Origin of the sequence: Lentzea waywayandensis (genome assembly GCF_900115955.1) — a bacterium.
GTDB classification, from domain to species: Bacteria; Actinomycetota; Actinomycetes; order Mycobacteriales; family Pseudonocardiaceae; genus Lentzea; species Lentzea waywayandensis.
In genome coordinates, this window is sequence record NZ_FOYL01000003.1 from 796,165 (window position 1) to 816,145 (window position 19,981).

Genomic DNA, 19,981 nt, shown 5'->3' on the forward strand with positions numbered 1-19,981 from the left:
CGCGACCGACAAAAAACTTGAGAGTTCACACAGGCGGCCCAGCGGTCTCACCCGGCGCGTGGGACACCCCGATGGAGGACCCGTGCATGGCCGTTCGGAAGAATGGAGCCGTGGCGGACGTCGACGTGACAGATCTGGTCGTGCACATGGCGGGCGTATCGGTCCGCCGCGGGAAGAACACGCTGGTCGGCAACATCGACTGGAGCGTGGAACTGGACGAGCGCTGGGTGGTGCTGGGCCCGAACGGTGCCGGCAAGACCACCCTGCTACGGCTCTCCAGCGCCGACCTGCACCCGACCAAGGGCAAGGTCCACCTCCTGGGTGAACGTCTGGGCAAAACGGACGTCCAGGAGCTCAAGCCCCGGATCGGTCTGTGCTCCGCGGCGCTCGGCGGCCGCATCCCGCCCGACGAGACGGTGGTCGACCTGGTCGTCTCCGCCGGCTACGCGGTGCTCGGCCGCTGGCGCGAGGAGTACGGCAAGCAGGACACGGACCGCGCCCGCGAACTGCTCGGCACCCTCGGCATGGCGCACCTCGCCGACCGCCTCTACGGCACGTTGAGCGAGGGCGAGCGCAAGCGCACGCTGATCGCCCGCGCGTTGATGACCGACCCCGAGATGCTGCTGCTCGACGAGCCCGCCGCGGGCCTCGACCTGGGCGGCCGCGAGGACCTGGTCGCGAAGCTCTCGGAGCTGGCGCTCGACCCGGACGCGCCCGCGATGGTGCTGGTCACGCACCACGTCGAGGAGATCCCGCCCGGCTTCACCCACGCGCTGCTGCTGCGCGAGGGCTCGATCGTCGCCCAGGGTCTGCTGGACGACGTCCTCACCGAAGAGAACCTCTCCAAGACCTTCGGTCAGGACCTGGAGCTGCAGAAGTCCGGGGACCGCTTCTTCGCCCGCCGCAAGGTCTGAGTTTTTTGCCGCTGCTCCGCAGACGGCGGCGAGTTCGCCGGGAAGCCGGTCGTCCGGTCAATCGCCGGCACCGAATTGGGCTTCGCCGAATCCGGCACCGGCGGTTGACCGGACGACCGGCGCGAACTCGCGACTACCGGGCGGTAACGTACGGTCGATCCGGGTACTCATCGAGGAGGGTCTGTTGGCTGAGTTCGTGAGGCTTGAGGTCGAGGACGGGATCGGCACGATCCGCCTGGAGCGGCCGCCGATGAACGCCCTGAACCGGCAGGTGCAGACCGAGCTCCAGGCCGCCGCGAAGGAGGCCTCGGAGCGTTCGGACGTCTACGCGGTCATCGTCTACGGCGGCGAGAAGGTCTTCGCGGCCGGCGCGGACGTCAAGGAGTTCGCGCAGATCTCCCACGCCGAGATGACGCTGCGGGCCAAGGGCCTGTCGGACGCTCTCGGCGCGCTGGCCTCGGTGCCCAAGCCGACGGTCGCCGCGATCACGGGGTACGCGCTGGGCGGCGGCTTCGAGGTCGCGCTCGGCTGCGACCGCCGCATCGCCGGTGACAACGCGAAGGTCGGCCAGCCCGAGATCCTGCTCGGCCTGATCCCCGGCGGTGGCGGCACGCAGCGCCTCGCCCGGTTGATCGGTCCGTCGAAGACCAAGGACCTGCTCTACACCGGCCGGTTCGTCGGCGCCCAGGAGGCGTTGGAGATCGGCATGGTCGACGAGGTCGTCGCACCCGACGACGTGTACGCCGCGGCCGTGCGGTGGGCCAAGCAGTTCGTGAACGGGCCCGTGCTGGCCCTGGCCGCGACGAAGGCCGCCGTCGACGGTGGTCTCGACACCGACCTGGAGTCGGGCCTGAAGCTCGAAAGCCACCTCTTCGCGGCGTTGTTCGCGACGGAGGACAAGAAGAACGGCGTGGAGTCGTTCATCGCGAACGGTCCCGGAAAGGCGAAGTTCAGTGGCAACTGATCCGGCACCGAACCCGCACGCGACGGCCGAAGAGGTCGAGGCGGCCTACAAGGACATCAAACTCGCGCAGGTGCTCTACCACGACTGGGAAGCGGGCACGTACGACGAGAAGTGGTCGATCTCGTACGACGACCGCTGCATCACCTACGCGACGGACAGGTTCCGCGCCGCGGCGGGTGACGTCGGCCCGTACGAGCATGCGCTGGAACTGGGCTGTGGCACCGGCTTCTTCCTGCTGAACCTCATGCAGGGCGACGTGATCAAGAAGGGCTCGGTCACCGACCTGTCGCCCGGCATGGTCGAGGTCGCGCTGCGCAACGCCGCGCACCTCGGGCTGGACGTCGACGGCCGTGTCGCCGACGCCGAGCGGATCCCGTACGACGACAACACGTTCGACCTCGTCGTCGGTCACGCGGTGCTGCACCACATCCCGGATGTGGAGGCGGCGATGCGCGAGGTGCTGCGGGTGCTCAAGCCCGGCGGCAAGTTCGTGTTCGCGGGCGACCCGACGAACATCGGCAACTTCTACGCCCGCAAGCTCGGCCAGGCGACGTGGTGGCTGACCACCAACATCACCAAGGCCGTGCCGGCGCTGGGCGAGTGGCGCCGTCCGCAGGAGGAGCTCGACGAGTCCTCCCGCGCCGCGGCTCTCGAGGCCGTCGTCGATCTGCACACGTTCGACCCGGACCAGCTCGAGGCGACGGCTCGTCGTGCGGGTGCTGTGTCGGTTCGCGCGGTGACCGACGAGCTGTCCGCGGCTCTGTTCGGCTGGCCGGTGCGCACGTTCGAGGCCGCCGTGCCGCGCGAGAAGCTGGGCTTCGGGTGGGCGCTGTTCGCCTACCGCACCTGGCAGAACCTCTCGTGGGTCGACCAGAACGTCTTCGCGAAGGTGCTGCCGCGCGAGGTGTTCTACAACGTGTCGATCACCGGCGAGAAGACTTCCTGAGTTGGGATACGCGTTCACCTCTGCCGACGTGGCGTTCCTGCGCTCTGCCGCCGGAACCGCCGCGTTGACCGAGGTGGACGCGTTGCCTTTCTCGGACGCTTCCCGGTTGCGTGACGTCGAGGTCGCGCGGAAGCTTCTCGGTTCGTCTTTCGCTCCGGTCGTGGAGACCGTGCTGCTGCGGCGTCGTGCCGTGTCCAAACTGGACGGTGCCGGCTCCTGGCTCTTCACCGACGACTCACTCCAGCAGGCCACGGCCTCCGCTGTCGCTCGTCATCGCGCCCTGCGGTTCGCTGGTCGCGATGTGCACGACGTGACGTGCTCGGTGGGTGCGGATCTCTTCGCTTTGAGCGCGGTGGCGTCCCGGTGTCTCGGCTCGGACCTCGATCCGGTACGGCTTGCCATGGCGCGCAACAACGTTCCGGGTCAGCTGGTCGTTCAGGCCGATGCTCTGCGGCCGGTGTCTCGTGCTGGTGCGGTGACCGCTGACCCGGCCCGCCGCGATTCCGCCGGCCGTCGCAAGTGGAATCCTTCGGACTTCGTGCCGCCTCTCGACGAGCTGTCCGAGGTGTACGCGGGCGTTGATCTCGCGGTGAAGTGCGCTCCCGGCATCGACTTCGCCGTCGCGCCGTGGGCTTCCGAGATCGAGGTCGTGTCCCTGGACGGCGCGGTCCGGGAGGCCTGTCTGTGGACCAGAGGCCTTGCCACGCCTGGGGTTTCGCGCCGCGCCTCCGTGCTGCACGGCTCGGATTCGTGGACGTTGACGGACGCCGAACCCGACGACTGCACGGTCGCCCCGCCCGGCGCGTGGATCATCGATCCGGACGGCGCGGTCGTGCGCGCGGGGCTGGTGCGGCACTACGCGGCGCGGCACGGGTTGTGGCAGCTCGACGAACGCATCGCGTACCTGAGCGGGGACAAGCCGCCTCCGGGCATCCGCGCGTTCCGCGTGCTCGAACACGGGCACTACACGGAGAAGTCGCTCAAGTCGTTGCTGAAGACGCGCGGGGTCGGCCGGTTGGAGATCCTGGTGCGCGGCCTGGACGTCGACCCGAACACGTTGCGCAAGCGGCTGAAGCTCTCCGGTTCCGCGTCGGCCACGGTCGTGCTGACCAGGATCGGCTCAAAGCCCGTTTTCGTGCTGTCCGAGGCTGAGCGCACCTAGCAGCAGGTCAAGGCGGTTCTCGTCGTGCACCGGTCGCAGTCTCCCGCCCTGCATGAGGGTTGCGATGCCGTGCAGCGAGCTCCAGAAGACCTCCGTCAACGCCTCCAGGTCGCGTTCGCCTCGAACGGGTTCGACCGCGGCGACCAGTTCTCCGAACGCATCGAGCAGTTCCTGCGGCACCTCGTCCGTGCCCCACGGAATGTCGGACTGCTGCACGAACATCGCGTCGTAGAGCGCGGGCCTTCGTCGCGCGAACTCGAGGTATGCCTCCGCTGCGGCCCGCAGCCGTGACTCCCCTCGTGACGGACGGGCTTTCCGCAACAGCCGGGCCAGGTCACCGCACCCCTGGATCGCGACGGCGCGCACGATCGCGTCCTTGCCCTTGAAGTGGCTGTAGAGCACCGGCTGGCTGTACTCGACCTTCTCGGCGAGCCTGCGCGTGGTGACCGCGTCCCAGCCCTCCTCCTCGGCCAGTTCGCGGGCCGCGTCGATGATCAGCTGGTGCCGCTCCGCGCGTTCACGCTCGCGCCGGTTCTGGATGCTCACCCGCAAAATCTAGCACTGCTAGACATCCGAGCGCTCGCAATGTTAGCGTCGCTCCAATCGCTAGCACTGCTAGATTCTTGCGGAGGATGCAATGCGTTTGACCACGATCCTGGGTTGGCTTGTCGTGCTGGCCGGCTTTTACTTCGGCCTGAGCTACCTGCTCAACGGCGACGGTTCGGCAGCGGGCTTCGGCATCGTCGACCCGGCCGGCTACTACGTCGTGAAGGGCGTGCGCGATCTCGCCTATGCCCTGACAGCCCTGATCCTGCTGCTGATGGGCCATCGGCGAGCCCTGGGCTGGGTGATCCTGGCGGACTCGATCATCCCGATCGGCGACTGCCTCGCCGTGATCACGCACGGCGGCACGGTGGGCTACGCGCTCATGGTGCACGGCTCGGCGGCCGTGCTGGTGCTGCTCACGGCCGGTTTGCTGCTGCGGGAGACAGCGCCCGAACGGCCTCGCGCAGTTCCGGCTCAGTGATCTCCCCGAGCAACAGCCCGGTCAGCACGTGAAACGCTCGCGCCAACTCGTCGGGATGCGTGGACAACACGAGCGTCCCGGCGAACGCGCCGGCGTTCCGCAGGTCGTCCAGCCCCCGCCCCTGCACCGCGTTCACCTCTTCGCGCAGGCACCACAACGACATCACGTGGTCGCGCATCCCGTTGATCATGTAGGCCGCCTGCCACGCACGCCCGCGCGCGATGGACGACCGCGCGTGCAGTGCGTACAGCCAGGCCAGCCCGATGAGCTCGTCACGATCAGGCTGCCCGGACTGCGGCAGTTCGTTCGTCCCGCCGAACAACAGCTTGAACGTGGGTCCGGTGGCCCCGAACTTGTCAGACGGCCAGAACGCGACGTCCACCTGCAACGTCGACCGCATCAGGAACACCCGAAACAGCACCGTGCCGTGCCGAACGTCAAGATGGCTGACGGCACCGCACGCGTACATCAACGCCGTCCAGTCAACGACCACCGCATCCAACTCGCCTTCGACCGACAGCGCGAAGTCGATGTCGGACCAGCGATCTTCCCTGCCCACCGCCGCCGACCCGGTCAGCGCCGCCCCGACCACACGGGGATCGTCGTCGGCGGCGTTGACGAGGTCGCGGCGCAACTGATCACGCTCAGAAACCGAGAACACGGTCCAAGATTATTGGCCGCGGCATCAGCCTCGCTGGAGACCGCGACATTCCACGTCAGCCGGGCTTGCGCACGAGGTTCGTGTACCCCGCCAACGCCAGCGTCGCCAACCCCCACACAGCAAGCTGCACCAGCCAGATGGCCGCGGTGAACGCCTGCCCCTTCTTCGACGCGGTGTCCAGATCGCACCGCGCCCGCATCCCGGTCATGGCCAGCGGCAACCCGCGGTCCAGCCCGAGCCCGATCAGTTCGACCGTGGAGCAGGGAACCCCAGCCACCCCGGTCGCGCTCGTGACCCGTTCGGCGACGAGATGCCCGGGACGGGTGTCGACCTGCCCGGCCCACCAGCCGATCGCCCCGGCGACGACGAGCACCAGCAGCAGGGCGGCGGCCGTGCGGCGCGCTCGGTAGCCGTACCCGGCCAGCACTCCCCACAGCCAGTGGAACCACCGCGTCAACGGCCCACCCAACGACTGAGGGCTGCGCCGCCGCAGATCTGTCTGCTGTGCCATGAGAATCCGGCGCACGGTGCCGTCGTGCCCGGCGGCTCGCTCGACCGCGGCAAGGCGCTGATAGGACGAAGCGTGATAAGCCGGTGTGTGGCAGCGAATCAGGTGAAGCCATTTCTGCCAATCCCAGTCCGCGCCGAGCGATGCGTAGCTGAACTCGTCCAGCCAAACGCGACGAGCGCGGGAGCACTCCTCGAGGCGGCAGATGAGGGTGGGCGGCAGGTTGGCTGATGTTCCGACGACCACGTTCCGCAGGTCCAGCAACGCGATCGTGTTCGCGTCCGCGTGGATCTCGAGCGCCTGTCCGCACCTGAGGGTGCCGCCGACACGGGTGTCGGCCAGGTTCAGGACGGCGTGGCCACCGTTCGCGGACAACCGGGTTCGCCCGAGCAGGATCACGGCACCGTCGACGTGAAGGCGGTACGCACTCACAGCGGGGCCCGCCGTGTTCGCGATCTCCGAGTGCTTGACCGAGAGGTCCGTGTCGATGTGGCCGGCCATCAGGTCGATCGTGCCCTGGGCGCTGTGGGCTGAGATGCGACAGCCTTGCACGAGCAGGTTGTCGGTTCTGATGCCGCCCGCAGCGATCGCTGGGCCTGCGGTGTTGGTGATCTCAGCATTCACCAGCTGGACGCCGCCCGCGATGCGAGTGCCGGCTAGGCGGATCGTGCCGTCCAAGCCGTGTCCGGTGAAGCGCGTTCCGTCTCCCAGGCGGAGGAGACCGCCGGCTTGGGCGCCGTTCATCATGACGGCGGGTCCGGCGGTGTTGGTGATCGTCGTCGCGGCCACTTCGAGGTCGGAACCAAAGCGGGCGCCGACCATGTTGATCGCGCCGAGATTGCTGTGTCCGGTGATCCGCAGGTCGTCTTTCATGATCATTGCGCCGCCCACTGTGATGCCCGCGGCGTTGAGGGCGAGACGTGTAGTACTGGTGATCGCGGCGCCAGAGAGTTCGAGGCTTCCCGCGACGTGAGCGCCCATCAGCCGGATCGCGTCCTGCCCGTCCCGAGCGACGACGCTGGTTCCGGCGTGCAGGAGCAGGTCACTGCTGACGTGGAGGCCGTCCGCGTAGATCTCGGTGCACTTCACCCCATGGAGCACCAGGTGCGGCAGACGTGCGGAGCGGGCGTTGATCAACTCGGTGAAGGTGCAGTCCTGCGCGGTCAAGCCGACGACCGCGTTCACCCTGCTGAGATCGAGGCTGCCCTTGACTCGCGCTCCGATCAGCCGCACGCCGCGCGGATCGAGATCGCCGTGGCGGCCGAGCAGCAACTCCCTGATCAGGTCGGCCCGCACCACGTCACCGGGCCTCAGCCACTCGCCGTCGCGGGCCGCCTTGATGAGCCGCTGCTCGATGTCGGTCACTGCCGGATCATCCTCTCGGCGGGTGCGGCCCAGTCGGTGAACCGAGCCGCCCCACCGGGATGGACTAACCCAGTGCCACAGCGAAGATGTGCATGTTGACGTCGTCCGGCAGCACGACGCTCGCCAGCGTCTTGCCCTCCGGGGCCACGTACGTCTTCGTCGCGAAGATGTGCGTGGCGACCTTCTCGTTGCCGCCGCCCAGCGTGTTGCGATACGGCGTGTTCGCGATGATCACGTTGCCGAAGCTCGGTGCCGCTCCGCCGCCGCCCAGCGTCCAGTCGCTGAACCCGATGTCGACCGACGCCGTGGTGCCGTCCGTGAACGTCACCGTGGCCGGCTTCGTTCGCGCACCGTTGGCCGCGGAGCCGACGAAAGCGAGCTTGGTTCCGGACAGGGCAAGCGTTTGCTTCGCCGCGGTCGCGTTGTCGGGACGGCCGGGAGGCGACGACGGCCACGTGAACGTGAGGCCGTCGACGGTGCTGGTGCCGCCCGGCGGAAGACCGGCCGTGGCCAGGGCTTCCCTCGAGTAGCTGTAGCCGCCGCCGTCGAAGTCGCCCTCGCCGTCCGCGTCGGCGGAGGCGCCCACGTTGTTCACGGCGGCGAGCATGCTGCCCGCCGGCGCGACCTTCACCGTCTGCGGCAGCACGACCGGCTTGGACGCGCCCTCGACGTTCACCGTCACGGTGAAGTCGTAGAAGCCTTGCGCGGTACCGGCTTCGGCCGTGACCGTGAACTCGGCGGGCACGGCACCGGTGGTGGGCGTGAACTTCAGCGTCTCCGGGCCGGTGATCGTGTAGGTCGCCTTCGGGTCACCGTCGTAGAGCTTGACCGAGTTGACCTTCGCCGTCACCGACTTGCCGGGCTCGACCACGAGCTGCCGCGGTTCGACGGTCAGGAAGTACGGCTGGTCGTGCTTGATCGGCTTCTCGCCGTCGCGGAACGACGGCGGGGCATCGGTCGCACCCGTGCCCCAGGCGGAAGGTGCCTTGCCCAGCACGAAGTCCAGCTTGCCGCCGCGTTCCACGAACGACTCGGGCAGCCAGGTCTTCGACGAAGTGCGGCCGTTGACCTTCAACGACTGCACGTACTTCGTGGCGTGGTTCGCTTGAGGAGCGTTGATCGTGATGTCCTTGCCGCCACCGCGGTTGATCTTCACCGACGTGAACAGCGGGCTGCTCAGCGCCAGCTCGGCACGTGACGGCACCTGCGGGTAGATGCCCATCGCGGTGAACACGAACCACGACGACATCGCGCCGAGGTCGTCGTTGCCGGGGATGCCGCCGGGAGCGTTCTTCCACAGCGTGCCGATCGTCTCGCGCAACGTCTCCTGCGCCTTGGCGGGCTGGCCCGTGTAGTTGTAGAGCCACGGCACGTTCACGGACGGCTCGTTGTCCAGTTCGGACTTCGCGCCGCCACGACCCGTGAGGGCCCAGCTGCCGTCGGCGTTGTGGAAGAAGTCGTCCAGTCGCTTGTTGGCGCGTTCGCGGCTGCCCAGCGAGTCGACGAGCCCGGCGACGTTGTGCGTCACCATCCACGTGTACTGGGCGCTGCTGCCCTCCACGAACCCGTTGCCGGTGTCCGGCGTGAAGTCCTTGACCCACGTGCCGTCGGCGTTGCGGTTGCGGATGTAGCCGCCGGTGCTGTCGGCGACCGGGTCGAAGTTGTTCTGCCACCACTGCGCGCGCTCGGCGAACGTCTTCGCGATCTTCTTGTCGCCGGTGCGTTCGGCGAGCTGGCTGATCGCGAAGTCCGCCGCGGAGATCTCCAGGGTCTCCGCAGCGCCGCCCCACGCGTTCGACACGGACGGCATGTACTTGTTCTGCAGGTACTTGTCGAGCGACGGCCGCTGCCCGACCGACATCACGGCCCAGCCGTCCTTGCTCAGGTCCAGCGCCGTGGGCACGGTCGCGGCCTTCACCAAACTCCGAAGCGACGACTTGACGTCGTACCCGTCGCCGCCGAACGCCGAGATGGCCGCCAGCGCGATGGGTGCCGGGTCGCCGTTCATCACGTGCGTGCCGCCGCCGTTGTGCGTCCAGCGGTCCCACACGCCGTTGTTCTGCTCCGACTGGTTGAGCAGCGACTGCGCGATGTCCGAGCCGATCTGCGGTTCGAGCATGGTGAGCAGTTGCAGCTGCGAGCGGTAGATGTCCCAGCCGGAGAACGTGCCGTACTGGGCTTTCTGCCGTTTCTTGTCGATCTTGTGGGTCTTGCCGTCGAACCCGGCGTACTCGCCGTTGACGTCGCTGAACAGGTTGGGGTGCAGCAGGGAGTGGTACAGCGCGGTGTAGAACTTCGTCCGCTCGTCATCGGAGCCGCCGCCGACCTCGATGCGCTTGAGCTGCTTCTGCCACGCGATGTACGCGTTGTCCCTCATGTCCTCAATGGACTGCCCCTTGTTCTCGGCCTTGAGGTTCGCCTTCGCGTTGTCCAGGCTGACGTAGGAGATGCCGACCTTGACGCCGACCTGCGAGCCGGGCGCGAAGCCGAGGTAGGCGCCAGAACCCTTGCCCAGCACCGGCCAGCCGTTCGTTCCGTACGTCGTGCCGCCCTTGGAGGACGTGCTTCCGGCCGTGACAACGTTGTCCTGGTACGTGCCGACCTCGGTGAACTCCTGGTCGAACTCCGCCACGAAGTGCAGCGTGTAGTAGCTGCGGCGGCCGACCTGGTTGATGTAGCCGCAGAAGTTGCCGCTCGTGACGCTGCCGGTGATCGTCCGCTTGTCCTTGTCGATCACCGTCTGGGCGTCGGACGAGCCGACCTGCGACTTGGAGGTGTTGATCAGCACCGTCGCCGGCTTGTCGGCGGGGAAGCTGAACCGCGCGGCACCGGTGCGTTCGGTGGCGGACAGCTCGGCCTTGGCGCCGGACTTCAAAGTCACGTCGTAGCGACCGGGCTTGGCCACCTCGTCGGCGTGCGCGAACTCGCTGGCGTAGACCGCGTCGGTCGCGTCCGTGGTCGGCGACGTGGTGACGGCCCCGACGTGCGGGAAGATCGGGATGTCACCACTTCCGCCCGCACAGCCCGTTCCCGACATGTGGGTGAGGCTGAAGCCGCGGATCTTCGTGGCGTCGTACCGGTATCCGCCGGGGGCCGCGGCACGCAGGGTGTTGCCGCGACTGGCTTCCGGGCTGAAGGAGAACATGCCGAACGGCACGACCGCGCCGGGAAAGGTGTTCCCGAGGTTGGTCGTGCCGATGAACGGGTTCACGTGTGCCGCCGGATCCGGCACCACCTGAATCTGGGGCTGAGCGGAGGCAGGGACCACTCCGAACGTCATGGCCACCGCTACCGCAGCCGTCGTGAGGACTCTTCGCTGCATGGTCGCGGACCCTACTTTCCGTGCCCGCACAACCCCAGAGAGCGACGTGAAGTTGTCGTCAAACGGACAACCGCTGCTCCATGAAGGCCCTCAGCGCGGGCCAATCGCAGTCCTCCGCGACCTCTACCTGGTGCTTTCCCTCGACCAGCGCGCCCTCGTCGTCGATGTCGAGGCCGTGCGTCCTCAGGTGCAGGGTGCCGGGCACGATCGCCTCCGCCACGGCCACGGCGTCGTGGATCAGGATGCCCTCCTCGCGCCCGGACATGTTCTGCTCGGAATGCCTCGCGAGGTACGCCCGGTAGGTGCCGGTGAGGTTGCTCAGCACGGGGTCGACGTTCGCGAGGAACTCGGTGTCCGCGATGCACCGCTGCGTCAGGTTGAGCGGCACGATGATCGGGTTGCCCCTGCGCACGACCGTCCGCGCGGCCTTCGCGTCCGCCCAGAAGTTGAACTCGGCGCGCGCGGTCATGTTGCCCAGGCCGAGCCCGCCACCCATGACGATCAGCCGCGGGAACTCGACACCGGCTTCGAGCGCTTGGGCGATGTTCGTGAGCGGCCCGATGGCCGCGACCACCGTGTCCGGCTTGATGTTGTCCGCGAAGAACTGGACGACGTCTTCACTTCGGACGCCTTCGGCGTTCTCCGGCAACGTGTGCGCCTGCCCGCCGAGCCCGTCCTCGCCGTGCACGTCCGCCGCCCCACCCGGCCCTCCGGAGCCCTTGACCACGGGCACGTCCGTGCGTCCGAGATGAGCGAGCAGTCGCAACGCGTTGGCCGTCGTGAGGTCGAGCCCGACGTTGCCGAACACCGTGGTGAGGCCCACGAGGTCGACTTCGGGGCTGCGTGCCGCGAGCGCGATCGCGAACGCGTCGTCGACGCCGGGGTCGGTGTCGATGATGAGAGGAATCGCCATGCCCCTAGGGTGCCTGAGACTCGGCGCCGACCTCGGACACGTCCCACACGACACAGCGCACGCCAGGCGGTTCTGTCGCCCCTTGGTCGAGCATGTCCTGGTGGTAGCGGCGCGCGTCCGCCTCGTTGTCGTATACCTGGATCATGTGCCCGTCGAGCGTCCACGTGCCGTGCACGAATCCAGGCAGCCCGACCTTGCTCGACGCCATCAGCGGTACCTGCGCCCGCAACGCGTCGATCGCCTCGGGGCTGATGTCCCAGACGCCGATGACCGCCCACATGTCGCACCTCACGTTCGTCGAGGCCACTTTAGAACCGTCTCCAGCGCGCCGGACGCCCGAAGTTAGAGTCTTCGTCCATGACGAGCATGTGGGGCGCACCTGTCTGGACTCGCTGGCGCAGGTCGCGCCGGGACCCGATGCAGGCGCGGTTCCTCACGATGGCCTCGCTGCGCTGGATCCTGCGCCACCGCGCCTACACCCCCTGGTACATCGTGCGGTACTGGCGGCTGCTCAAGTTCCGCCTGCTCAACCCGCACGTGGTGCTGCGCGGCATGGTGTTCTTCGGCAAGCGCGTCGAGGTCATGGCCCGCCCCGGCTTCGGCCGCCTGGAGATCGGCCGCTGGGTGCACATCGGCGACGGCAACGCCATCCGGTGCCACGAGGGGTCGCTGCGCATCGGCGACAAGGTCGTGTTCGGCAAGGACAACACGGTCAACTGCTACCTCGACATCGAGATCGGCGCATCCTCGCTGGTCGCGGACTGGGTCTACATCTGCGACTTCGACCACAAGGTCGAGGACATCACGCTGCCGATCAAGGACCAGGGCATCGTGAAGTCGCCGGTCCGCATCGGGCCGGACTGCTGGCTCGGGGCCAAGGTGACCGTGCTGCGCGGCACCCGCGTCGGCCGCGGGTGTGTGCTCGGCGCGCACGCCGTGGTGCGCGGGGACGTGCCGGACTTCAAGATCGCGGTCGGGATGCCGGCTCGGGTGGTGCGGGATCGGCGGGCCGACTACGAGGCCGATGCGCAGCGGCGGGCGGACATCGCGGACATGGCCCGCAAGGCCAAGGACGCCTTGGCCAAGCGAGCGGAGGCCTGACAGGTCAGCGAGTTGCGTGCCGTTGCCAGGTCAGCGGCGCGAGCTGCGGACGCTTCGGGGTGAAGCCGTCGCCCGGCTGCCGGCCGATGAGCTTGTTGCGCGTCCGCGTGTAGGCGACCGGCAGCACCTGGTCGCGCAGCCACCGCCAGTGATCGAGAACGGAAGCGCTCGCGGCCGCGCCATCCAGCGGCATCAGCCAGGACTCGTCGAAAGCAACATCCAACGCAGACAGCACGTGTCCGGCCAACCGCCTGTGCCCCAACGACGAGAGGTGCAGGCGGTCTGGGCCGAAGTAGCGTGAGTCGTGCACGCACTCGTCGGCCTCCACGTCGACCAGCACCGCGCCGTAGCGGGACGCCGCGGTGCGCATGGCGGAGTTCAAGGTCTCGATGCGCGGACGCATGCGCCAGCCGAACGGCATGCGGTGCGAGATGTCGCTCAACGTGAAGACGGCGACGGTCGGGGAAGAACCGAACGACGTCACGGCGCGCACCATCGCGTCTGCCCGCTCAGCGATCTGGTCCAGAGTCGCGTTGGACATCACGTCGTTGCCGCCGCCGAACAGCACCACCAGGTCAGGCTCCAACGCCGCCGCGGACGGGACCTGCTCCACCAGCATCTGGTCGAGACGGCGGCCGCGCACGCCGAGATTGGCGTAGCGGAAGCCCGGCGCGTCCAGTGCTGACGCGACTCGGTCCGCCCAGCCCCGGTAGCGGCCGTCAGGGAGCAGGTCGTCCAGGCCCTCGGTGCAGCTGTCCCCGAGCGCCACGAAGCGTTGGTATTTCATTCAGTCCTCGGTCACCTGTTGTTAACGGGACCGGCGACTGTAGCGGATCTAGGTGAACAGATTGCCCGTAGCGATCTTGGGGCGGCCCAGGACGCGTGGTTCGCGCACCAAAGCGTTGGCGTAGACGGAAGCCGTGTCGGAAGCGATCGTGGCCCAGTTGAAGTCCGTGGCCAGACGCGCTTTCGCAGCGCGCGCACGAGCAGCGGCCGCGGAAGGATCGGACAGCACGTCACGCACGGCGCGCGTGAGTCCGTCCACGTCACCAGGGGTGAACGACAGCCCGGTCACCCCGTCCAGCACGACTTCGCCGAGCCCGCCGGCGGTCGACGCGACCAGGGGCGTTCCGGCGGCCGCGGCTTCCAGGGCCACGATGCCGAAAGGTTCGTAGCGAGAGGGCAGCACGACGGCGTCGGCTGCTGTGAGCAACGCCGCCAAAGACCTGTCGGACAGATGGCCGACGAACTCCACGGCCCGCAGCACACGATGCTTGCGCGCCTGGTCCTGCAACCACTCGGTCTGCGAACCGCCACCGGCCACGACCACGCGCGTGCCCCGGTGGAAACGACGGATCCGGGGGAGGGCGGCGATCAGGTCCTGAATGCCCTTCTCCCACTCGATCCGGCCGAAGAACAGCAGCAGCGGATCACCGTGCGGCGAGTAGGTCCGCCGAGCGGCGCCGACGTCCTTCGCGCGCACCTTCCATCCGCCCGGCTCGATGCCGTTGTGCAGCACGGAAACGTCGGCGGTGTCCACTTCGAACAGATGCGCGACCTCGCCGCGCATCGCCGATGAGCAGGTGATCAGCGAGTCGGCGCGGTTCGCCAGCCACCACTCCACCGAGTGCACCTGCTGGTTCAGCGGGTGCGACAGCCAGCCGGAGTGCCGACCGGCCTCGGTCGCGTGGATCGTCGCCACCAACGGCACGCCGAACGCCTCGGCGAGAGCCACGGCCGGATGCGCGACCAACCAGTCGTGCGCGTGCACGACGTCGGGACGCCACGAGTCCAGCGCCAGCCCGGCGCGCGTCATCGCGTGACCCATCGCGAGCGTCCACGCCAAGAGGTCCTTCTCGAACACGAAGTGCGCTGGGTCCTCGGCGACGCGGACCAGCCGCACGCCCTCGCTCACCACGTCCACGGTGGGATGGGTGATCGCATCGGTGCCGGAAGGTTGACGGCACAGCACGACGACGTCGTGCCCCTGCGCGGCCAGCTGTGTCGCGAGCGCGTGGACGTGCCTGCCCAGCCCGCCGACGACCACCGGCGGGTACTCCCACGACAACATCAGCACGCGCATCCCGCTACCCCATTCCTCGCGCGTCCAGGTGCCCGAACGGGCCGTCTGCCGCGCGGAGCTCCGTTGCTCTCGCCTGTCCACGACCGTGTCGCGTCAACGCCGCGAGCTCGCTGAAACGGTCGCTGTGAATCTTCGCGCGGTAGCGGGCGTAGTCGGCGGCCGAGTCCTTGGTGACCATGAACGCCCAGTCGCTCGACAGCGCCAGAAGCGCCTCGCGCACCGCCTGGTCCAGCACCGGATTCCTCACGTCGGAGGAGAAGTCCAGTCCCAGCAGCTCTTTCTGCACCGACTCGTTCAACGACACGATGTCCGCCACCTGCGCGCCGTCCCACACGCGCCAGTCCTTGCCGCTGCCCCACGACGACGCCGGCAGCTCGACCGGCGCACCCACGTGCCCGGCCTCGACGGCGCCCCGCAACGTCGTCACGCGCACGCCCGCTTCCGGCAACGCGCGCAGCACGGCCTCCAGCCACAACGGACCCTCGTGCCACCAGTGCCCGTACAGCTCGGTGTCGTAGGCCGCCACGACGAGACCGCCGTCGATCGCGCGCAACCGCCGCACGACCGTCTCCACGAAGTCGGCCACATGCCTGTCGAGAGCCTCGCGCGCCAGCAACGGGTCGTACGGCCGCTTGTCCTCCGGCGCCACGTTCTTGCCCGTCACCCGCGACGGCTTGAGGCCCGTCGGGTGATCGTAGGTGTGAAAATCCCGGTACGCGGCATCGCCCGGATAGCCGACTTTGGGCGACCAGACGCGGTACGAGACCTCCAGATCACGTCCGAACGCCAGCACGTCGGACGAACCCACCGGATGCGCGGACGACGTGTCGCCGTGCAGCGCGGGCCCGTCGACCATGAACCGCCGCACGCCCGCCGCCGCGTACCCCGCCTCCATGCCGGGCGAGTAACCGCACTCCGGCGCCCAGATCCCTTCCGGCGCACGGCCGACGCGTAACGCGGTGTCGTCCAGACCCGTCCGCAGCGCGAACGCCCGCACACGAGGATCCAGCAACGGCTGGAAAGGATGCGTGGCGGGCCCGCCGAGCAGCTCGATCGTCGAAGAGTCCACAAGGGACCGGAGAACCGGCGAGAACCCGTGCCGCCACTGGCTTTCGAACCTGTCCAGCGCCCAGGAGGAGGCGCGGTGCTCGTACGCCGACAGCTCCCGCAGCCGTTCTCCGGCGAAGTGCGAGCGCAGGTGCCAGTTGCCGAGCCAGTCGTGCATGCCGCGCAGGCAGTACGGGTCGTCCAGTTGCGCGGCCAGGATCGGGGTGACGCCGAGCGTCAGGACGTCGGAACGGCCCTCGTCGGCGAACCGGCGCAGCATGTCCACGATGGGCAGGTACGAGTGCGCCCACGCCTGGTAGAGCCACTCCTCGCCGACCGGCCACGCGCCGTGGTGCGCGAGCCACGGCAGATGGCTGTGCAGGACGAGACAGAACGTGCCCTCCGAAGCTTTCGCCGTCACGCGCGCACCGCCACTGCCACGAGATCGAGGCAGGCGTCCATGTCGTCCGGGGTGATGTCGAAGTCTTCCACCGTCACCGACTCCACAGCCTCCTTGAGCTCGGCCGGCCACGGCGCACCGGACAGGGCGACTTCGACCTGTGCGTTGATGATCTGTCCGTTCAGGAGCGTGTCAAGCCTTCGTCCGTGACGCAGTCCGGTCAGTTCGTCAACGCGGAAACCAGCCTCGCGCAGCATCTCGTCCAGTTCGGACGGAGCGAGTTCCCTGGTGTGGAACGGGTTCAGCGGCGTGTCCTGGCCGGGGGAGAACGTCAGCCTGTTCGGCGTCGTCACGATGAGCCTCCCACCGGGACGCAGCACCCGCAGGCACTCCGCCAGGAACCCCTCCTGGTCCCACAGGTGCTCGATGACCTGCAGGTTCGCCACCACGTCGACGCTGGCGTCGCGCAACGGCAGCGTCGCCAGGTTGCCGCGGAGCACGTTGAGCTGCGGGTACGCGCGCGACACGTGCTGCGACGTCAGCTCGTCGTAGTCGAGGGCGATCACCCGGCGCGCGACCGTGCGGATCAGCTGCGCGCCGTAGCCCTCGCCGCAGCCCGCCTCCAGCACGACGGCGTCCGCGCAGTGGCCGATGAGATGGAGATAGGCCGCCTCGTGCCGCCGGAACCAGTAGTTCTCTTCCGCGATACCGGGCACGGTGCGTTCGCCGGTCAGGGGGAGGGTCACGCCCGCCAGGTTACTTGCCAGTAGACCGCCTGCGAACTACCTGGTGCGCGATGGCGGTGGCGACACCGGCCGCGGCGAGTGCCGCCGTCGTCGTGGAGTCCATGTACTTGGACAGGCTGGGTGCCTGACTCGGTCCGGCCAGCCACATCGTCAACGGAGTGGCGTAGGCCAGCGTCAGGGCTCCTGACCACCAGCGCAGCGCCTTGGAACGGCCCTTGCGCAGGCTCGCGACGAGCACGACCACGATCGGGATCCCGGAGAGCAGGCCGAACTTGCCGATCACCATGACGGGAACGGCCCAGGCCGCGACGAGGACGCGCTTCGACGGGTGGACGGAGGCGCGGGTGTCAGTGGACATGGTCTTCTCCTTGGGGGTTTCGGGTGTCGGTGCGGAACGTCAGTTCTGGGCGGGACGGGCTTCGGCGGCGGCCTTGAGGTCGGCCAGCCAGAAGTCGAGGCCGCCGCCGAGGAGCTTGATGGCGGTGGCCGGGTCGGCCTCCACCTGAGCGCCGGTCCAGCTCTCCTCTGTGCGGACCAGGACGCCACCGTCCACCTCGGTGAAGGTCCAGACGTGGACGCCCTCGTCGATGCCGAGGCCCTGGCCGACCGCGGGGCCGCTCCAGCGCACGCACTCGCCGGTCTTGACCCCGAGGACGGTCGAGGTGATGTTCAGCGTGGTGGCGGGCGTGGTCGGCGTCGCGGGTGCCGGGGTCGTCCACTCGAACTTCGAACCCGCCTTCAGTTCGCCCTGGTCCAGCCTCTTCGCGCTGGTGACGGCCTTCTGCCAGGCCGGCCAGCCCTCCACCTCGGTCTGCACCTTCCAGACCGTGCTCAGCGGCGCGTTGATGCGGGTCTCGGTCCGGTGGTGCAGCTGGGCGGCGGGGTTGATGCCCTGGCCCTCGCAGGTCACCGAGGTCGGCGCGGCGGCGCTGCTGCTCGGAGCAGGCGAGCTCGACGGCGCGCTCTGGCATGCGGTGATGGCGAGCAGTCCGGCGCTGAGCGAGAGGGCGGTCAGGGCGGTGCGCGTGCGGGTCATGGGACTTCTCCTTCGGTTCGTTAGCGGCAGTCGCGCTAGTTAGAAGCTCTAACTGTTGTGACATGCAGAAGCTAAACCGAGACGCCCGTGACTGTCAATAACGAATGTGAGAGGGTCTAACCATGACGGAGTCGGTGCGGAACCCCCGAGAGCGCTACCGGGCCCAGGTGCGCGACGAGGTCAAGCGGCACGCGTGGGAGCAGATCGCCACGGCCGGGGTGACGGCGTTGTCGCTCAACGCCATCGCCAAGGAGATGGGCATGAGCGGGCCCGCGCTGTACCGGTACTTCGCCGGTCGCGACGAGCTGATCACCGCGCTCATCCGGGACGCCTACCGCAGCCTCGCCGACACCGTCCGTGCCGCCCACGCGGCCGGCACCACCGCGGTGGCGCTCGCCGCGGTCATCAGGGAGTGGGCCCTGAGCGACCCGCAGCGCTACCTGCTCATCTACGGCACGCCCGTGCCCGGCTACCACGCGCCCGACGACATCACCGCGATCTCGGACGAGATCCTGGCGGTGCTGCTGGAGGTCTGCGCCGGAGAGTCGGAGGAGCCGCCGAAGACCCCGTTCGACGTGCTTCTGAGCATGAACCGCGGCTGGGCGGGCGCTCTCGCCGCGTCATCGCCGACAGTGCATCGCGCCCTGTCCTTCTGGACGCGTCTTCAGGGCGTGCTCTCGCTCGAACTAGCCGGTCACCTCACGCCGATGGGGATCGACCCCGGCCTGCTCCTCGCGGAGGAAGTGGCCGAGCTCTGATCAGAACGGTGAGACGGTGACGGCCAGCGCTCCCGGCCCCACGTTCGCGCCGATCGCCGCGCTGACCTGCGTCAGGACGACGTCGCGGGCGTGCGGGATCCGCTTCTGCAGCATCTGGAGCAGCTCGTGGCCCTCCTTCTCGGCCGCGAAGTGCTCGACCGCGAGGTCCACGTTGCGTCCGTAGGCGAGCGCCACCGCCTTGTCCGCGAGCTTCGACAGCGCCCGGTCCCGGCCGACGACCTTGTCGAACGGCTCCACCTCGCCGTTCACGACCGTGAGCAGCGGCTTCACCGAGAGCGCGTCGCCGAAGAGCTTCGCCGCCGCGCTGACCCGGCCGGCCTGACGCAGGTAGTGCAGCGTGTCGACGTAGATCAGCACGTGGGCGTCGCGGCCGCGCTGCTCGGCGACGCCGCGCGCGTTCTGGACGTTGCCGCCGCTCTGCACGATCCGTGCCGCCGCGAGCGCCGCGAACCCGAGCGTCATCCCCGACGAGTGCGAGTCGACGATGAACACCGGCACGCGCGACTTGGCCGCGGCCGCCTTCGCCGCGTCCGTCGCGGGGGAGAGCTTCGGCGTCACATGCACCGAGATGATCGTCTCCGCGCCCTTCGCCCACGCGTCCTGATAGGCCCAGAAGAACGCGTCCGGCGCCGGCGGCTGCGTCGTGATCGGGATCTGCGCCTCCATCGCCTGGAGCAGCCTGTCGGTCGGCACGTATGCCTCGTCGATCAGTTCCGACCCGATCTTGAGCTGCATCGGGACCGTGATGATGTTGAACCGGTCCGCCAGACGGGCCGGCAGTGACGCGGTCGAGTCGGTGACGACGGCTACTCGTGAGGACACGAACGAGAAGGCTAACGAAGGGTGATCGAAGTAGCCACGACCGATGGAAGGCAATTCGTGTGATCTCGACCTTGATGGTTGCTTTCCGTGCACGGCGAACGCACGGAGTGAACACCCCGAAAAGGAGTCCAGCTTGACACAATCGGGTGACTGCGGGTCGTTTGGTGTTGATCTACGGACGTCTC

20 protein-coding genes are annotated in these 19,981 nt (G+C 68.4%); 7 read left to right on the top strand and 13 right to left on the bottom strand.

Annotated elements, in window-relative coordinates; translation table 11 throughout:
* The first annotated feature begins 86 nt into the window (after positions 1–86).
* From BM417_RS14435 to BM417_RS14450, 4 genes are all read left to right on the top strand, one after another.
* Entirely contained in the window at positions 87–914 is an 828-nt protein-coding gene (locus BM417_RS14435; RefSeq protein WP_093593759.1) for an ABC transporter ATP-binding protein, read from the top strand.
* Positions 915–1,098: 184 nt separating this feature from the next.
* Positions 1,099–1,878 carry an enoyl-CoA hydratase/isomerase family protein gene (locus BM417_RS14440; RefSeq protein ID WP_093592942.1) on the top strand — a complete coding sequence of 260 codons (780 nt, stop codon included), beginning with the start codon at positions 1,099–1,101 and terminating at the stop codon, positions 1,876–1,878.
* Entirely contained in the window at positions 1,868–2,824 is a 957-nt protein-coding gene (locus tag BM417_RS14445; protein WP_093592945.1) for a class I SAM-dependent methyltransferase, read from the top strand. Before BM417_RS14440 ends, BM417_RS14445 begins: the two co-directional genes overlap by 11 nt.
* 1 nt (position 2,825) lies before the next feature.
* Positions 2,826–3,986 carry a THUMP-like domain-containing protein gene (locus BM417_RS14450; RefSeq protein WP_093592948.1) on the top strand — a complete coding sequence of 387 codons (1,161 nt, stop codon included), beginning with the start codon at positions 2,826–2,828 and terminating at the stop codon, positions 3,984–3,986.
* On the opposite strand, the gene BM417_RS14455 is transcribed toward BM417_RS14450, so the two are convergent.
* Positions 3,945–4,532, bottom strand: a complete 588-nt coding sequence (locus BM417_RS14455; protein WP_093592950.1) for a TetR/AcrR family transcriptional regulator — start codon at positions 4,530–4,532, stop codon at positions 3,945–3,947. The two genes, BM417_RS14450 and BM417_RS14455, sit on opposite strands and share 42 nt — an antisense overlap.
* 91 nt (positions 4,533–4,623) lie before the next feature.
* Between BM417_RS14455 and BM417_RS14460 the strand changes: the two genes are divergently transcribed.
* Positions 4,624–5,013 carry a DUF4267 domain-containing protein gene (locus tag BM417_RS14460; RefSeq protein ID WP_093592953.1) on the top strand — a complete coding sequence of 130 codons (390 nt, stop codon included), beginning with the start codon at positions 4,624–4,626 and terminating at the stop codon, positions 5,011–5,013.
* Here BM417_RS14460 and BM417_RS14465 read toward each other — a convergent pair.
* From BM417_RS14465 to BM417_RS14485, 5 genes are all read right to left on the bottom strand, one after another.
* Positions 4,949–5,674: a hypothetical protein gene (locus BM417_RS14465; protein WP_093592955.1), complete on the bottom strand. Its 726-nt coding sequence runs from the start codon at positions 5,672–5,674 to the stop codon at positions 4,949–4,951. The two genes, BM417_RS14460 and BM417_RS14465, sit on opposite strands and share 65 nt — an antisense overlap.
* 55 nt (positions 5,675–5,729) lie before the next feature.
* The gene (locus BM417_RS14470; RefSeq protein ID WP_093592958.1) at positions 5,730–7,547 is read right to left on the bottom strand and encodes a hypothetical protein; all 1,818 of its coding nucleotides are present in this window, start codon (positions 7,545–7,547) and stop codon (positions 5,730–5,732) included.
* A gap of 64 nt (positions 7,548–7,611) precedes the next feature.
* Positions 7,612–10,869, bottom strand: a complete 3,258-nt coding sequence (locus BM417_RS14475; protein ID WP_093592961.1) for a GH92 family glycosyl hydrolase — start codon at positions 10,867–10,869, stop codon at positions 7,612–7,614.
* Between the two features lie 58 nt (positions 10,870–10,927).
* Positions 10,928–11,782: a nucleoside hydrolase gene (locus BM417_RS14480; protein ID WP_093592964.1), complete on the bottom strand. Its 855-nt coding sequence runs from the start codon at positions 11,780–11,782 to the stop codon at positions 10,928–10,930.
* Between the two features lie 4 nt (positions 11,783–11,786).
* Positions 11,787–12,062, bottom strand: a complete 276-nt coding sequence (locus tag BM417_RS14485; RefSeq protein ID WP_093592967.1) for a hypothetical protein — start codon at positions 12,060–12,062, stop codon at positions 11,787–11,789.
* Between the two features lie 77 nt (positions 12,063–12,139).
* Between BM417_RS14485 and BM417_RS14490 the strand changes: the two genes are divergently transcribed.
* Entirely contained in the window at positions 12,140–12,883 is a 744-nt protein-coding gene (locus BM417_RS14490; RefSeq protein ID WP_093592970.1) for an acyltransferase, read from the top strand.
* Between the two features lie 4 nt (positions 12,884–12,887).
* Here BM417_RS14490 and BM417_RS14495 read toward each other — a convergent pair whose 3' ends face one another.
* The 6 genes from BM417_RS14495 to BM417_RS14520 are packed head-to-tail and all read right to left on the bottom strand — an operon-like array spanning position 12,888 to position 18,195.
* Positions 12,888–13,670, bottom strand: a complete 783-nt coding sequence (locus BM417_RS14495) for an SGNH/GDSL hydrolase family protein (protein WP_093592973.1) — start codon at positions 13,668–13,670, stop codon at positions 12,888–12,890.
* A gap of 48 nt (positions 13,671–13,718) precedes the next feature.
* Entirely contained in the window at positions 13,719–14,966 is a 1,248-nt protein-coding gene (locus tag BM417_RS14500) for a glycosyltransferase family 4 protein (protein ID WP_093592976.1), read from the bottom strand.
* A gap of 4 nt (positions 14,967–14,970) precedes the next feature.
* The gene (locus tag BM417_RS14505; RefSeq protein WP_093592979.1) at positions 14,971–16,434 is read right to left on the bottom strand and encodes a 1,4-alpha-glucan branching protein domain-containing protein; all 1,464 of its coding nucleotides are present in this window, start codon (positions 16,432–16,434) and stop codon (positions 14,971–14,973) included.
* Positions 16,431–17,159, bottom strand: coding sequence for a class I SAM-dependent methyltransferase (locus BM417_RS14510; protein WP_245821914.1), 729 nt, complete (start codon positions 17,157–17,159; stop codon positions 16,431–16,433). Before BM417_RS14510 ends, BM417_RS14505 begins: the two co-directional genes overlap by 4 nt.
* A 10-nt stretch (positions 17,160–17,169) precedes the next feature.
* The gene (locus BM417_RS14515) at positions 17,170–17,517 is read right to left on the bottom strand and encodes a hypothetical protein (RefSeq protein ID WP_093592982.1); all 348 of its coding nucleotides are present in this window, start codon (positions 17,515–17,517) and stop codon (positions 17,170–17,172) included.
* A 39-nt stretch (positions 17,518–17,556) separates the two neighbouring features.
* Entirely contained in the window at positions 17,557–18,195 is a 639-nt protein-coding gene (locus BM417_RS14520; RefSeq protein ID WP_093592985.1) for an SRPBCC family protein, read from the bottom strand.
* Between the two features lie 122 nt (positions 18,196–18,317).
* On the opposite strand from BM417_RS14520, the gene BM417_RS14525 reads away from it, so the two are divergent.
* Positions 18,318–18,953 carry a TetR/AcrR family transcriptional regulator gene (locus BM417_RS14525; protein ID WP_093592988.1) on the top strand — a complete coding sequence of 212 codons (636 nt, stop codon included), beginning with the start codon at positions 18,318–18,320 and terminating at the stop codon, positions 18,951–18,953.
* Here BM417_RS14525 and BM417_RS14530 read toward each other — a convergent pair whose 3' ends face one another.
* Complete coding sequence (locus BM417_RS14530; RefSeq protein WP_177320430.1) at positions 18,954–19,796, bottom strand: DegV family protein; 843 nt, start codon at positions 19,794–19,796, stop codon at positions 18,954–18,956.
* Between the last annotated feature and the right edge of the window lie 185 nt (positions 19,797–19,981).